Annotated in this window: 11 protein-coding genes; all 11 read left to right on the top strand. The window is 67.5% G+C overall.

Translation table 11 applies throughout. The features are described 5' to 3' along the window. Positions 1–94: 94 nt before the first annotated feature. The 11 genes from ABZ796_RS10050 (at position 95) to ABZ796_RS10000 (ending at position 14,821) form a co-directional block, all read left to right on the top strand. Complete coding sequence (locus ABZ796_RS10050) at positions 95–1,102, top strand: lysylphosphatidylglycerol synthase domain-containing protein (protein ID WP_357336587.1); 1,008 nt, start codon at positions 95–97, stop codon at positions 1,100–1,102. Continuing rightward, positions 1,054–2,433, top strand: a complete 1,380-nt coding sequence (locus tag ABZ796_RS10045) for a hypothetical protein (protein ID WP_357336586.1) — start codon at positions 1,054–1,056, stop codon at positions 2,431–2,433. Before ABZ796_RS10050 ends, ABZ796_RS10045 begins: the two co-directional genes overlap by 49 nt. A gap of 41 nt (positions 2,434–2,474) precedes the next feature. Then, complete coding sequence (locus ABZ796_RS10040) at positions 2,475–3,029, top strand: DUF177 domain-containing protein (RefSeq protein ID WP_357336584.1); 555 nt, start codon at positions 2,475–2,477, stop codon at positions 3,027–3,029. A 68-nt stretch (positions 3,030–3,097) separates the two neighbouring features. Continuing rightward, positions 3,098–3,283: a 50S ribosomal protein L32 gene (gene rpmF, locus ABZ796_RS10035; RefSeq protein ID WP_008358292.1), complete on the top strand. Its 186-nt coding sequence runs from the start codon at positions 3,098–3,100 to the stop codon at positions 3,281–3,283. 20 nt (positions 3,284–3,303) lie between these two features. Further along, complete coding sequence (rnc, locus tag ABZ796_RS10030) at positions 3,304–4,002, top strand: ribonuclease III (protein ID WP_141792610.1); 699 nt, start codon at positions 3,304–3,306, stop codon at positions 4,000–4,002. Between the two features lie 11 nt (positions 4,003–4,013). Further along, complete coding sequence (gene mutM / locus ABZ796_RS10025; protein ID WP_357336582.1) at positions 4,014–4,883, top strand: bifunctional DNA-formamidopyrimidine glycosylase/DNA-(apurinic or apyrimidinic site) lyase; 870 nt, start codon at positions 4,014–4,016, stop codon at positions 4,881–4,883. Positions 4,884–5,323: 440 nt separating this feature from the next. Then, the gene (locus tag ABZ796_RS10020; RefSeq protein ID WP_357336580.1) at positions 5,324–6,397 is read left to right on the top strand and encodes a glycosyltransferase family 8 protein; all 1,074 of its coding nucleotides are present in this window, start codon (positions 5,324–5,326) and stop codon (positions 6,395–6,397) included. Between the two features lie 97 nt (positions 6,398–6,494). Continuing rightward, on the top strand, positions 6,495–10,658 hold the full coding sequence (locus ABZ796_RS10015) for a glycosyltransferase (RefSeq protein WP_357336578.1): 4,164 nt from the start codon (positions 6,495–6,497) through the stop codon (positions 10,656–10,658). Between the two features lie 16 nt (positions 10,659–10,674). Beyond that, the gene (locus ABZ796_RS10010) at positions 10,675–12,810 is read left to right on the top strand and encodes an acyltransferase family protein (RefSeq protein ID WP_357336576.1); all 2,136 of its coding nucleotides are present in this window, start codon (positions 10,675–10,677) and stop codon (positions 12,808–12,810) included. A gap of 8 nt (positions 12,811–12,818) precedes the next feature. Further along, a complete protein-coding gene (locus ABZ796_RS10005) occupies positions 12,819–13,625 on the top strand; it encodes an FkbM family methyltransferase (protein WP_357336575.1) in 807 nt (268 codons plus the stop codon). Positions 13,626–13,672: 47 nt separating this feature from the next. After that, positions 13,673–14,821, top strand: a complete 1,149-nt coding sequence (locus tag ABZ796_RS10000) for a glycosyltransferase family 2 protein (protein ID WP_357336573.1) — start codon at positions 13,673–13,675, stop codon at positions 14,819–14,821. Positions 14,822–14,839: the final 18 nt, after the last annotated feature.

Genomic DNA, 14,839 nt, shown 5'->3' with positions numbered 1-14,839 from the left:
CACCTCAACGTTAGGGTCGAGGGCAAGGAGAGATCGAGCAGCACACCCCGCATCTGAGATGTCGGCACCCGAAAAGTGCTGCCAGGGAGGACCTGTGGGCCGAGGCTGGACGAAGGCGGTGCCGCTCAAGGCGGTGGTCGTCGGGATCGTCGTCCTCGTGGCGGCGTACGCGATCCATCGCAACTGGCACGCGCTCGTGCGGGGCTTCCAGGAGCTGCCCCTGTGGGTGCTCGGGGTCGCCTTTCTGCTGACCGTGCTCGCCCAGGGCGTGGCGCTGCTGATGTGGCGGGTGGTGCTCGCCGATCTCGGCTCGCCGCTGCCGCTGGTGCCCGCGGCCAGGATCTTCTACGTCAGCCAGCTGGGGAAGTACCTGCCCGGCTCGGTGTGGACGATCGTCGGGCAGATGGAGCTCGCCCGCGCCGAGCGGGTGCCGCGGCGTACGTCTCTGACCCAGGGGGTGCTCGTGCTGGCGATCGCCGTCGGCGCCGGGGTGATGGTGTCGGTGCTGCTGATGCCGTTCCTGGGGCAGGAGACGTTCGCGCGCTACTGGTGGGCGGTCCTGCTCCTGCCGCTGATCCTGGTCGCGCTGCATCCGCCGGTCTTCGCGAAGGCCGTCGACACCGTGCTGAGGCTGCTGCGACGTGAGCCGCTCGAGGTGCTGCCGACCTGGCGGGGCATCGGCACGGCGCTCGCGCTGCAGGGCCTGGTCTGGCTCCTGCTGGGCCTCCAGATCTGGGTGGTCGTGGTCGGCCTGGGCGGCGACCCGCTGCCCTCGTTGCTGGCCAGCGTCGGCGGCTACGCGCTCGGGTTCAGCCTGGGTATGGCCGCGATCGGGCTCCCGGCCGGTGCCGGGCTGCGCGAGGCGGTCCTGGTGGTCGCACTCTCGGGCGTCCTCTCGCCCGGGCTGGCGCTGCTGGTCGCCCTGCTGGCCCGGGGGATCGCCGTCTTGACCGACGTCGCCGTCGCCCTGGTCGCCGCCTTCCTGACCCGACGCGCCGGCGACCTTCCAACACCCGCCCCGTCCCAAGCCAACGAACCACTCGGGAGATCCCTGTGCCCACCGCACGGCCCACCGCACCGCAGCTCTGGACCGCCGGCCTGATCGCCAACCTCATCACCTGCGCCGGCGTGTGCGCCGGCTACGCGCTCTCCTCGCCGCTCTACGGCACCAAGGACGAGGTGGCCCACGTCGACCACGCCTACCAGCTCTGGCACGGCACCCTGATCAGCATCGGCGACCCGATGCGGATGCCGCAGATCTGGGGCTACACGCTGCCCTTCGACTGGACCGGACAGCATCCGCCGCTCTTCTACCTGGTGCTGGCACCCGTGGTCGGACCGCTCACCGACGCCGGCCACCTGCTCGCCGCCGGGATGGCCGCGCGCGGCATCTCCGTCGTGATCACCTGCCTGGTCGTGGCCGCGGTGATGTGGACGACGCGCCTGATCGTCCCCACCCGTCCCGAGGTGTCGGTCGCGGCCGGCCTCGTCACCGCGCTCAGCCCGGCACTGACCAGGCTCGGCGGCGTCGTCTTCAACGACAACCTGTTCGTGCTCTGGGCCACCCTCCTGGTCGGGCAGACCGTCTGGCTGCTCCGCCACGGGCCCCGGACCCGCGGGCTGGTGCTCTTCGGTCTGTACGCCGCAGCCGCCCTCGGCACCCGGCTCCCCGGTGTCGTCTTCATCGGACTGTGCGCGACGACCCTCGGTCTGGTCTGGCTCCTCGGCCCGCGCCGTGACCTGGCGGGCATCCTGCGCCTGGGGGTCGCGGTGCTCCTCGCCGTCGCCGCCAACGCATGGTTCTACGTCCGCAACTTCCGCGCCACCGGCAACTGGTCCGGCATGCAGACCGACCTGGTCGGCAAGCCCGGCGGCCCGCTGCACGACCGAGAGGTACGCCCCGTGCTCGATGTCGCCGCCGACCCGGACATCTGGCGCCAGCTCCTGATCCCGCCGGCGCTCCAGGAGCACGTCACCATCGGCGCCGTGCTCACCATCGCCCCGCTCGTGCTCGGCCTGGTGGTCGGCCTCCGTGCCTTCTCCCGGCACCGGCGAGAGCCCGTCCGGGTGGCGACGGCGCTGCTGCTGCTCGCCCTGACCGTGGTCATCGTCGGGATCCAGCTCAACTATGCGGCGGGTGGCGGGGGTGCGTACTGGCGATATCTCATCCCGCTCACCGTCGTGACCAGCCTGCTCACCGCGCTCGGGCTCGCCGCCACTCCGCGGCTGGCGGGGCCCGCGGTCGCGATCTGGGCGGCGGCGACGTTCGCGGTCTTCGCCGCCCACATCGCCCCGCCGAACCCCGCCGGAGGCGACCTGGCGACCGCGCCGGTCTTCCAGTCGGCGGCCTGGGCAGCGACGGGCGTCGCGGGGGTCGCGGGCGTGGCCGCTGTCGTGAGCGTCCTTTTGGTCGCCGTCGCCCGGTCCCGGTAAGATCTCATCTGATCTGTCGTGCCCTCATCCGGAAGTGAAACATGACCGCCCTGGACCCGAGAGCGCCGCTCGTGCTCGATACACGCGAGCTCGGCCGCCGCCCGGGGTCCGAGCGTCACGTGGAGCTGACGGTGCCGGCGCCGGCGGATCTTGGTATCGAAGTCCTCAACGTCCCCGAGGGTTCGCCGGTCGAGTTCGACCTGCGGCTCGAGGCGGTCATGGAGGGCGTGCTGGTCACGGGGACGGCTTTCGCTGTCCTCGAGGGCGAGTGCGTGCGGTGCCTGGAGCCGATCGAGGACGAAACCGAGGTCGACATCCAGGAGCTGTACGTCTACAACGACTCTCGTGACGGCCAGGACCCTGATGAGGACGACGAGACCAGCCGGACCGAGGGCGACCTGATCGACCTCGAGCCGGTGCTCAGGGATGCGGTGGTGCTCGCACTGCCGTTCCAGCCGATGTGCCAGGACGACTGTCCGGGACTGTGCCCCGAGTGTGGGGCGCGGCTCGCGGACGATCCCGGGCACGACCACGGCGACAAGGTCGACCCGCGCTGGGCGGGGCTGGCTTCGTTGAAAGACGACTCCAGCAACTAAGGTAATCCAGCACAACAGGCTTCAGTAGCCGGTCGAGATCCGGCCGGTCGAATTATGAGGAGATAACAGTGGCTGTTCCGAAGCGGAAGATGTCGCGCAGCAACACCCGTCACCGCCGCTCGGCCTGGAAGGCCGTTGCGCCGACCCTGGTGACGTGCGCGAACCCCGCCTGCGGCGCCAAGCACATCCCGCACCGTGCGTGCGGCGAGTGCGGCCAGTACGGCGCTCGCGCCGAGCGTCGCCAGGTCCTCTGATCTGACACGCGGTTAGTCTCCTGACCAACTACGCCGAGCTTCGCAAAGCGCTCGGGGATCCGATCCTGGACCCCGAGCTGCTTGAGCGTTCGCTGACCCATCGGTCCTACGCCTACGAGAACGGTGGCCTGCCCACCAACGAGCGCCTGGAGTTTCTGGGCGACTCGGTGCTCGGCGTCGTGGTCACCGAGACCCTCTATCGCACCCACCCCGACCTGCCCGAGGGCAAGTTGGCCAAGCTGCGGGCGGCAGTTGTGAACGCCCGCGCCCTGGCCGAGGTCGGACAGGCCATCGGACTCGGCCAGCACATCAAGCTGGGCCGTGGCGAGGAGGCCACCGGTGGGCGCGAGAAGGCGTCGATCGTCTCCGACACCGTCGAGGCGGTGATCGGAGCGGTCCACCTCTCCGGTGGCATCGAGGTCTCCACCGTCCTCGTCCACCGTCTCTTCGACCCCCTCATCGAGGCGGCCTCCGACCTCGGTGCCGGGCTCGACTGGAAGACCTCCTTGCAGGAGCTCGCCGCCGAGCGCGCCCTCGGTGTGCCCGAGTACGTCATCACCGACGAGGGCCCCGACCACATGAAGACCTTCACCGCGAAGGTCCGGGTCGGCGACCAGCTCTACGGCAACGGCGTCGGCCGCTCCAAGAAGGAGGCCGAGCAGGCCGCCGCGGAGACGGCCTACGGCGAGATCCAGGCCGCCGCCGCCTCCTCCGCCTGAGGGCCTGACCTGTGCCTGAGCTCCCCGAGGTCGAGGTCGTACGCGCCGGCCTCGAGCGCCACGTCCTGGGCGCGAGGATCGTTGCCGTCGAGGTCCTGCACCCCAGGCCCGTGCGCCGCCACCTCGCCGGTGCCTCGGCCTTCGCCGAGGAGCTGAGGGGCCGCGTGCTCATCGGCGCTCGCCGCCGTGGCAAGTACCTGTGGCTGCCGCTGGACTCGGGTGATGCGCTGATGGCGCATCTGGGCATGAGCGGCCAGATGCTCGTCCAGCCTCCGTCCTCGCCCGACGAGCGGCACCTGCGCGTCCGCCTCCGGCTCGACGGCGCCGCGGAGGGCCGCGAGCTCCGCTTCGTCGACCAACGCATGTTCGGCGGCCTCGCGATCAGCCCCGGGGGAGCCGAGCTCCCGCCCGAGATCGCCCACATCGCCCCCGACCCGCTCGAGGCCGCCTTCGACGCCGAGGCGGTCGTCCGGCGGGTCCGGAGATCGACCAGCGGCATCAAGCGCATCCTGCTCAACCAGACGGTGATCAGCGGAGTCGGCAACATCTACGCCGACGAGGCCCTGTGGCGCGCGAAGCTGCACGGCGAGCGGCCGGGGGACCGGCTGACCGGCCCGAAGGTGCGCGAGCTGCTCGGCCACGTACGCGACGTGATGACCGAGGCCCTGGGTCAGGGTGGCACCTCCTTCGACGCGCTCTACGTCAACGTGAACGGCGAGTCGGGCTACTTCGATCGGTCGCTGGCTGCGTACGGACGTGAGGGTGAGGCCTGTGATCGGTGCGGTTCCCCGATGCGCCGCATCGCCTTCATGAACCGCTCCTCCTACTTCTGTCCCACCTGCCAACCAGCCCCTCGAGCCAGGCGAATCCAGGCCAATTAGCCCATCTGGGCTATTGCTCGGGGCCCTTTCGGGTCACCCGAATATTGCGGGCCGATGACAGTTCCGACGATCCTCAGCGTTAGTTAAGAAATCCAGATTCGGGTGGGTTAATCTCTTTGCCGTTCGTCCTGGGAGCAGCGCGCTGCACCTGCCGGGGGGCAGACGACACACCGCTGTGTTCGGGCCGGCGGTCCAGCCGGGTGGCGACGTGGTCATCCGGATCTCGGGACAGACAAACCACGGCCCACCCATAACGGCACAGGCGTGAACCACCACTCCCTGCCATCGGTTGGTCAACAGCTCGACAAGGACAACAGGTGGCTCCCCACAAGCTCGCCGTATCCGGTCAAGCGCCCACGAAGCGCTCGCAGGATCTGGACTTACCCCAACCCCGTGTAGCCAACGCTCAGGCCGAGCGGACGCGGACCATCCCGGTCGCCATGGCTGCCGACCTCAATTACGCCAAGCCGATGTCGGTGGCAATCACGTCGCTGCTGGAGAACTCAGGGCCCGACACCGGCTACGACCTCAAGATCCTGGTGGCCGAGGAGTACCCGGCGGGCGTGCGCGACCAGATCCTCAGCTTCGAGACCCGCTATCCGGGCCACACGATCACGTTCGTCGTCGTCGACGACTTCGCCGATGTCAAGGTCAGCACCTCGCACCTGACGGCACCTGCGTACTTCCGGCTCAAGCTGCCTGACCTCTTCCAGGACGTCGACAAGATCATCTACCTCGACGTGGACACCGTCATCGAGAGCGATCTGTCGGCGCTCTACGGGCAGGACGTGCACGACGTCTACGTCGCCGCGGTGCCGGCTGCCGTCTACCACCTCCGCTCGACGGAGGCCGCTCAGGCGATCGGCCTCCCGTCCTTCCAGCGCTACGTCAACTCCGGCGTCATGGTGATGAACCTGGAGAAGATGCGTGAGCACGGCCTGGTCGAGGAGTTCCTCGAGCTCTCCGCCAAGGAGTTCGACTCCGACGATCAGGACATCATCAACATCGTCTGCTACGACGGCATCCGCCATCTTCCGCTCCGCTTCAACCTGATGACGAAGTACGGCCCCAAGAACGTCGAGGAGTTCTGGAGCAGGCCGGCGGTCCAGCGGGTCTGGTCCCGAGACGAGTACGACGAGGCGATGAGCTCGCCGGTCATCATCCACTTCGCGGACAAGCGCAAGCCGTGGATGGATGTCTCGGCCGACTTCGCGGAGCGATGGTGGCAGTACGCCGCGATGAGCCCGATGTGCGCCGAGATCGTGGCCACCTACCTGGCCGACGCGGTAGCCGCGGCAGCTGGGACCGCCTCGGCCGTCCGCACGCGGCTGAGGAGCCGGGTGGTGACCCTCGAGCAGGAGCTCCAGGGTCGTGATCAGGAGCTCGCCGACACCCGTGGCTCGGTCTCCTTCAGGATCGGGTCCCTGATGACGTCCGGACCCCGCGTCATCCGCAACTCGCTCAAGCGAGATGTCCGCCCGCCACAGCAGCGGGCCCGCGTCGTCGAGAAGTAGCCCGATGCTGCGGCGGCTCATGCGCCGGTTCGATCGGAACCAGACCAACCGCGGGTCCGCCCGCACTGTCGTCACCCCAGAAACACAAGGAGGAACCATGCCTGCCGGTATGGGCGAGCAGCCGACCAACAAGCTCGGGCTGCGTCATCGGATGGTGCGCGTCGCAGAGGTGGACGGCGAACACAAGCTGGTGCTGTTCGGTCGCCCGACCAGCGGCGGTCCGGTCGTATCCCGCTACACCCGGCTGCTCGACCAGCAGACGCGGCTGCAGACGAAGGTCGAGCGTCTGCGTGGCCGGCTGGGGGAGACTCTCGCCGACGACTCGGCCCTCGATCGGCCCTACTACGTGAAGCCCGACAGCGAGGAGCGGCTCGGGATCGATGAGATGGTCGCCACCCTGGCCGAGCACGACGTGATCTCCTTCGACATCTTCGACACCGCCCTTCACCGAACCGTCGAGCGTCCCAACGACGTCTTTCGGATCATGGGGTCCCGGCTGGGCATCGACAGGTTCGCGCGCATCCGCAAGAACGCCGAAGGCCACGCTCGCATGGAGAAGGGCCGCCGCCACGGCACGCGGGAGGTCACCCTCCGTGAGATCTACGCGGTGATGGAGGAACGCTACGGCGCGCCCCCGGCATGGGAGGAGATGGAGCAGGCCCTCGAGGTCGAGGTCTCCCGCGCGAACCCGTACATCAAGGCCGTCTTCGACCGGCTCATCGCGATGGACAAGACCATCGTGTTCATGTCTGACATGTACCTCCCGCGGGACGTCCTGGAACAGATGCTCGTACGCAACGGATTCACCGGCTACGAGAAGGTCTACGTCTCCAACGAGTATCTGCGCCGCAAGGGCGACGGGACCCTGCAGAAGGTGCTCATCGACAACTACGGCAGCGAGACGTCCATCGTGCACGTCGGCGACGTGTACGAGGCGGACGTCGAGAAGTCCGTCAAGGCCGGGCTCGCAGCGGTCTACAACCCCGACCAGCACCAGCTCGTGCGGGAACCGGACATGGGCAACCTCGCCGGGAGCTTCTACGGTGCGCTGGTCGACAACACCCTCGGCGCTGGTACCTGGACCGAGGGACTCCACTACACGCACGGCTATCGCGTCGGCGGGATCCTCGCCCTGGGATTCTGTGAGTTCATCGAGCAGGTCGTTCGCGAGAAGTCGGTGGACAAGGTCCTGTTCTGCGGTCGTGACTGCGACGTCCTCTCCCGCGTCTACGAGCGTGACTACGGCAGCGTGGACAGCGCCTACATCGACATCTCGCGCTATGCGGTCTCCGGGATCACGCTGGACCTGAACTTCGATGACTACATCGGCCGATCCTTCTTCCGCTGGTTCGGCGAGTCGCGCAACTCCAAGACCATCGAGCAGCTCATGTGCGACACCGGGTTTGACTACCTGGTGCCCTACCTGGAGCAGGCTGACATCGAACGGTTCCTGTTCCCGGCCAGCGCCAACCGCCGGAAGCTCGAGCAGTTCTTCTGGGACCACAAGGCGGTCATCGAGGAGCACAACCGCACCAGCAAGGAGGCCGCCAAGCGCTACTTCGAGAACGCTGTCGGCGATGCTCAGCGCGTGCTGATCGTCGACATCGGCTGGAGCGGAACGTGCCTGACCGCGTTGCGGCACTTCTTCCGTACGGCGATGGCCGATCGCTCGCTGGAGGTGTTCGGCGCGCTGATGTGCACGAGCCGCTCCGAGCAGCTCACCGACGCCGTCGCGGACGGGTTCATCAGTCCCTATGTCTACTCGCCGTTCGCGAACATGGACCTGACCCGGTTCATGATGCCGGGTGGTCGGAACGCGGTTCGCCGCACCGACCTCCTCCACCACCCGCTGGAGTATCTCTTCACCGAGGTGGCGTCCAGCGTCGTCGGCTACGGCTTCGACGAGGACGGCAACCCGATCGCGCTGCGCGGCAACAATGCGCCCCGCAATGTCGAACAGATCTCTGAGATGCAGCGCGGCATCGAGGACTTCGTGACCGCCTACCGCGCCTACTCCGGTGCTCACGCCGACATCCGGCCGGTCTCGCCGTACGTCGCCTTCAATCCGCTTCGGGCCGCGATCGAGAACGAGGCGTACCTGTACGAGGTCTACAAGGACTTCATCTACGACGCCACACCGGCGCTGTTCGGCGAGGAGACACACACCGAACGTTTCGGCGATCTCTTCTCCCTCCCCGGCGCGACGACGTCGAACCCACTGGCGATCCCAGCCGCTGGGGTAACCGGAGTGCTGGAGCGGGCAGAGTCCGCCACGCCGCGCCGCATCGTCTTCATCTCGCCGGAGATGATCTATGCCGGTGCGCCACGCAGCCTCCTCCGGATGTGTAAGGTAGCAGCGGCCCAGGGCTTCGAGCCGGTCGTCTGGACGGCGAAGCCCGGGCCGTTCGCGAAGGAGTTCGAGGCATACGGCTTCCGGGTCGAGGTCGTCCGCACGAACCCCGCTCGACCGAACAAGGTGTTCAACCGTCTTCCCGATGGCGTCGAGCTGGTGGTGTGCAACACCGTCGTCACCGACGACTATGTCCGCGCACTCGAAGGCCGGGTCCCGGTCGTCTGGTACGTGCGTGAGGCCTCGAACCTCCCGGACTTCTTCAGGTCGAACCCGGAACGTCGCGAGACCCTGCGGCACAGCAAGAGCGTGTGCGTCGTCAGCGAGTACGCCGCGGCCGCCGTCGCCAAGTATGCCGAGGGCCCCATCGAGGTCGTTCACAACAGCGTCGAGGACGTCGCCGAGCTCGCCGGCCCCTACGAGTTCGAGGCCGGTGGCAAGCACCGGTTCATCCAGCTCGGCACCATCGAGCATCGCAAGGGCTACGACCTGTTCGTGGCGGCGTACAAGTCGCTTCCTGAGACCTACCGCGAGCGGGCCGAGCTTCACTTCGCCGGTGGATTCATCAACAGCGGTTCGAGCTTCAGCTCGTACCTGTTCGGCCAGATCGAGGGCGATGAGGGAATCCACTTCCACGGACTCGTCTCCGACGAGCGCCGCAAGATCGAGCTGCTCTCGCGGATGGACACGGTTGTGGTCGCGTCGCGAGATGAGTCGTTCTCGTTGGTGGCACTCGAGGGCGCCATGCTCTCGAAGCCCCTGATCGTGACCGAGAACGTCGGCGCGAAGTACGTGGTCGATGACGACAACGGTCTGGTGATCGAGTCGGGCAGCGTCGAGGCGCTCCGCGACGCCTTCATCGCCATGATGGACAAGGACGAGCAGAGCGTCCGCGCGATGGGTGCGGCGTCGCGCCGCTCGTACGACGAGCGCGCGAGCATGGACGTGTATCACCGAGACCTGGGAGCGATGTTCAACCGCAGGATCGAGGCGGGAGCCGTCGGTAGACGACGCGACTGGGCGAGACTCGAGGTGGCGGCGAAGTCGCCGAAGGCTGGTGTCCGGAACCGGCCCCAGCTGATTGTCTCCCTCACGTCCATCCCGACGCGGACCCACGTCCTGGGGACCTGCATCGACTCGCTGCTGCAGCAGACGATGCCGGCAGACCAGGTGGTGCTCTGGCTCTCGACGCAGAACTTCCCGCGCAAGGAAGCCGACCTGCCCCAGGACCTGGTGGGCCGGGTCGGCGACGGCTTCCGCATAGCCTGGGTCGACGGTGACATCGCGCCCCACAAGAAGTACTTCTACGCGATGCAGAAGTATCCCGACGCTCTCGTCATCACTGTCGACGACGATGTCGTCTACAGCGAGAACCTGGTCGAGAGCCTCTATCAGGGTCACCTCGAGAATCCCCGCGCCATCATCAGCGAGCGCGCCAACCTCGTCATGTTCCGACCCGACGGAAGCCTGCGAGAGTACGACGGATGGATCTACAACTGCCAGTTCCTCCGTGGCACGCAGTCCTACCAGTTGCTGCCGACCGGAATCGCCGGCGTGCTCTATCCGCCGGGCGCGCTGCCAAAGGCAGCCTTCGACGTGGATGCCATCCAGAGCACGTCGCTGCGCGCGGACGACCTGTGGCTCAAGGTCATGGCGACGATGAACGGCTATCCGGTGTGGATGCCGCGCAAGGAGGCCGGCTACGAGACGATCGAGGAAGTCCAGTCGGTGGGCCTGTGGCGAGCGAACAGCTTCCAAGGCGGCAACGATGCGGCGCTCAACCGTGTTCTCGACCATGTCCAGAACTCCCTGGGCGTTTCCCGCGACGCCCTGCTGCAGCGCATCCGAGGTGTCGCGGAGGACGGTCGTATGATCGGCCCGGACGACATCGACACGGCGCCGCTGATCTAGCAGGGACCGTACCGTCATGTCTTCGTTCAGACGGCTCGATATCCAGGGGCTGCGTGCACTGGCCGTCGGCCTGGTCATCGCCGGTCACGCCGGAGTGCCGGGCACCCCTGGCGGATTCATCGGAGTCGATGTCTTCTTCGTGATCTCGGGGTTCCTGATCACGGGTCTGCTCCTGCGCGAGATCGATCGCGACGGTCGGGTGAGCATCTCCAGGTTCTACGTCCGGCGCGCGCTCAGGATTCTCCCGGCCGCGACGGTGACCATGGTCTCGGTCCTGGTGGCCAGCGCGCTCCTGCTACCGGAACACCGGACCGAGTCGATCGCCGGCGACTCGGTGTGGTCGGCCGCGTTCATGGCGAACGTCCACTTCGCGCTGGATGCGGTCGACTACTTCAACACCGAGGCGCCGTCACCGCTCCAGCACTACTGGTCGCTGTCGGTGGAGGAGCAGTTCTACCTCGTGTGGCCGCTGGCGGTCCTCGTGGCCGCGCTGCTGGTCCGGGCGTCGACCAGGGCCTCGGCCACCACCGTGGTCGCAACGATGGCGGCGACTGTTGTCGTCGCGTCGGTCGCTTGGTCGATCTACGCCACAGCGATCAGCCCCGCGACCTCGTACTTCTCGACCTTCGCGCGTGCGCACGAGCTCGCCGTCGGAGCGCTCCTCGCCTGCTTGCTCAGGCGACGTGGGCCATTGAACCGACATGTCGGTGCGGTCCTCGGCGTGCTGGGTGCCGGCGCGCTTGTGTTCGCTGCTGTCACCTTCAGCGAGCACCTGCCGTTCCCGGGCGCACTGGCCCTGGTTCCGGTGATCGGCACTGCAGCACTTCTTGTTGCGGGTCCTGAGACACCGACGGGCAGGATCCTCTCTGTCGCGCCGTTGAGGTACCTCGGAGATCTCTCGTACTCCCTGTACCTGTGGCACTGGCCGGTGCTCATCCTGGTGCCCGAGCTGCTGCCTGGCGGTGGCTGGCCGGTGGCGCTGGTCGAGATCGTGCTGGTGCTCGTGCTGTCGATGGCGAGCTACCACTGGATCGAGCAGCCGTTCCTGCAGCGACGCCTCCCGGTGTTCAGGGGCGGACCCCGAACGCTGGCTCTGTGGCCGGCTGCCTTGGTGATCGCGCTGGTCGCGGGACTCGGCGCGCAGACCTACTCCGGCTTTCGTGCCGACCAGCGTGCGGTAGCGGCCGAGGCGTGGTTCCAAAACGACGACGCGGCGTACGCCGTCGATGAGAGTGCGCCCCTGCGTGCGCAGCTTCGCGCGGCCCTGGGGCTTGCCGACAGGGGTGCGCCGGTTCCGCCAGGTATGGCCGTCGATGTCGACGATGTTTGGGCTAGGAGCGGCTACGGGTGTGCTGCGACGTACGGGGAAACGGTTTCGCGCTACTGCGTCTACGGCGACGCGAAGGCTGATCGAGTCGTTGCCGTTGTCGGCGACTCGCACGCAGGTATGTGGCTGCCGGCTTTGGATCTGATCGCCCAGCGAGAGCGGGTACGGCTCGTTGCCATCATCAAACACTCGTGCCCGACGTGGGACGTTGCCACGACCAGCGACAAAATGCCTGACGCGGAGTGCGACGCGTTCCGTGAGTGGACGATGCGGCGGTTGGCGAAGATCCAGCCCGACACCATCATCGTCGGCACCAGAGCCGGGCTGAAGTCGCATCCAGGTGATCCCAGGGACCTCGGGGAGCAGTGGGAGACCGGAGTGAGGAGCGTCGTTGATCGACTGACGGGGATATCGGCGGATGTGCGGGTTCTGGCCGATATCCCTTCGCGGCCGGATCCTGCCGACTGCCTCGCGTCGGCTGACCGGCTCGACGAGTGTGTGACCGTAGCCGCCGGTGTCGAGGTGGAACGCAACCAGTTGACCCGACGTGCGGTCGAGGGGACCGATGCTCGTTTCGTTCCGACGGTCGGCCTGATGTGTAACCGACGCTGCCCGCTGGTCGTTGGAGAATCGATCCTCTACCAGGATCTGAACCACGTAACGGCGAGTTGGGCGAAGCATGTGGGCGAGGACCTCGCCGAGCGACTCGGCCCGCTCGAACGCATCGAGATGACTTGTAGTGACGCCTCGTCGAAAGACTCTGCCCCGCAGTCCCATAGGCCAGCTGGGGTCCATCCTTGCGCTGCGAAAGAGAACGACGAATGACTGACGGCATGACATCCCCGGCCCAGATGACGAAGCTCGAGGTCGCAGGGCGGAGTTACACGGTCTGTGTGCCACACGCCGAGATCGACTACATCCAGTCGAACCTGGTACGCACCGGCCGCCCCTATGAAGAACAGATGCTCGAGGCGATGGTCGCTGCCCTCGAGCCGGGAGACCTCGTGGTCGATGTCGGGGCGAACATCGGCAACCACACCCTGTACCTGGCGGTGGTCGGAGGGCTCCGCGTCGTCGCGTACGAGCCGAATCCTGAGCTGGTCGCGGGAATCACCGCGAGCCTCGAGGCCAACGACCTCGGTGACCGGGTCGTCGTCCGGGACGTCGGCGTCCACGCCACGTCCGCACGCGGCACGCTTGCTGACCTCGATGCGACGAACCTGGGGGCGCAGTCCGTCGCGGTCGCGGACGAGGAGGGCGACTTCGCGGTCGTCGCTCTCGACGAGGAGCAGTTTCCGGCCCGCGTGGCGGCGCTCAAGATCGATGTCGAAGGGGCCGAGATCGACGTGCTCGAGGGCGCGGTCGAGCTCATCGGCCGCGACCGCCCTCTCCTGTACGTCGAGTGCGGAACGCTGACGGGATATCAGAAGGTCTCCTCGTGGATGAGCCGGATGGGCTACGTCCAGACGGGCACCTACAACCTCACGCCGACCCATGTCTTCCGCCCTGCCGCGGGGACGCCGGAGGAGGCCGAGGTGGGCGCCGCGCTGGTGACGGCGACCGAGGAGATCTACCGCCTCAATGCGTTGAAGCGGTCGCTTCGTGACCGGATCAGCGCGTACGAGAACGGATCGGCGTGACGGGCTGGCGCCGGCGGACGGACGCCGGGGTCCGTCGGGCGAGAGCGATGCTGGGTGGCAGGCCGACGCTCAGCGTGGTCGTGCCGGTCTACAACGTGGCGGAGTACGTCGAGAAGAGCCTGCGCAGCATCCTGGACCAGCCGCGGAGCGAGATCGCGAGGCTCGAGGTGATCGTCGTCGACGACGGCTCGACCGACGGGTCGGCACAGATCCTGCGACGCGTGGCCGCCGAGGAGGGCTGCGTCACCGTGATCACCCAGCCGAACTCGGGGGTCTCGCGTGCGCGCCACACCGGGATCGATGCGGCGACCGGAGAGCTGCTGACGTTCGTCGACCCCGACGACACGCTTCCGCAGGACGCCTGGTCGGCGATGGTGCGGTCGCTGCGGCGTACGGGCTCGGACTTCGCGGTCGGCGCGGCAGAGCGGGTCGCCGTCGAGGGTGGGGTGGAGCGCAGGTTCATGACACCGCTGATGCGCCGCAACCACGCCGAGGAACGGCTCCGGTGCCGGATCGAGGATGCGCCGTTGATGCTTGCCGACATCTTCGTGTGGAACAAGATCTTCCGGCGCTCGTTCTGGACGGAGAACGCGATCGCCTTCCCCGAGCGCACCCGCTACCAGGATCAGGTCGCGCTCACGCAGGTGTTCCTCGCCGCGAACTCCTTCGACGTCATGACGGAGATCGTCTACGACTGGCAGGTCCGCGCCGACCGGTCCTCGGCGACGCAGCGGCGGGCGCAGATCGCGAACCTCGTCGAGCGGATCGACACCAAGCGCCAGACCATCGACCTCGTTCGCGCGGCGGGCTCGGCGAAGCTCATGGAGACCCTGCTCGCCGAGGTGTTGCCGATCGACATGTGGGAGCACTTCCGTGCGGCCGTTCACCCCGACACCGAGGAGCCGAGCCGCTACTGGGAGCTGCTGCGCGGCGCCGTCCTGGAGTTCTGGTACGACGCCGGGGTGCCGTTCGAGCACACGACGGTTCCGCGTGCTCAACGGCTGATGGCCTGGCTGGTCGCCCAGGACCGGGCCGAGGACCTCGTCGCGCTGATCGCGATGATCGACAGGTACGGCGCCAGGGCAGCCTTTGGGCGGCATCCGTGGCGCAACGATCCGGCGCTGCCCCCGGATCTGGGCAACATCGAGAAAGTCGGTGGGAGTGCCCTGCTGACGCGGCAACCAATGCGTGGATAGGCTCGGCCCGTGCGAGAA

The sequence above is a fragment of the Nocardioides sp. NPDC047086 genome, from assembly GCF_040643685.1.
Taxonomy (GTDB): domain Bacteria; phylum Actinomycetota; class Actinomycetes; order Propionibacteriales; family Nocardioidaceae; genus Nocardioides.
This window is presented reverse-complemented; position numbering and strand designations above follow the sequence as displayed.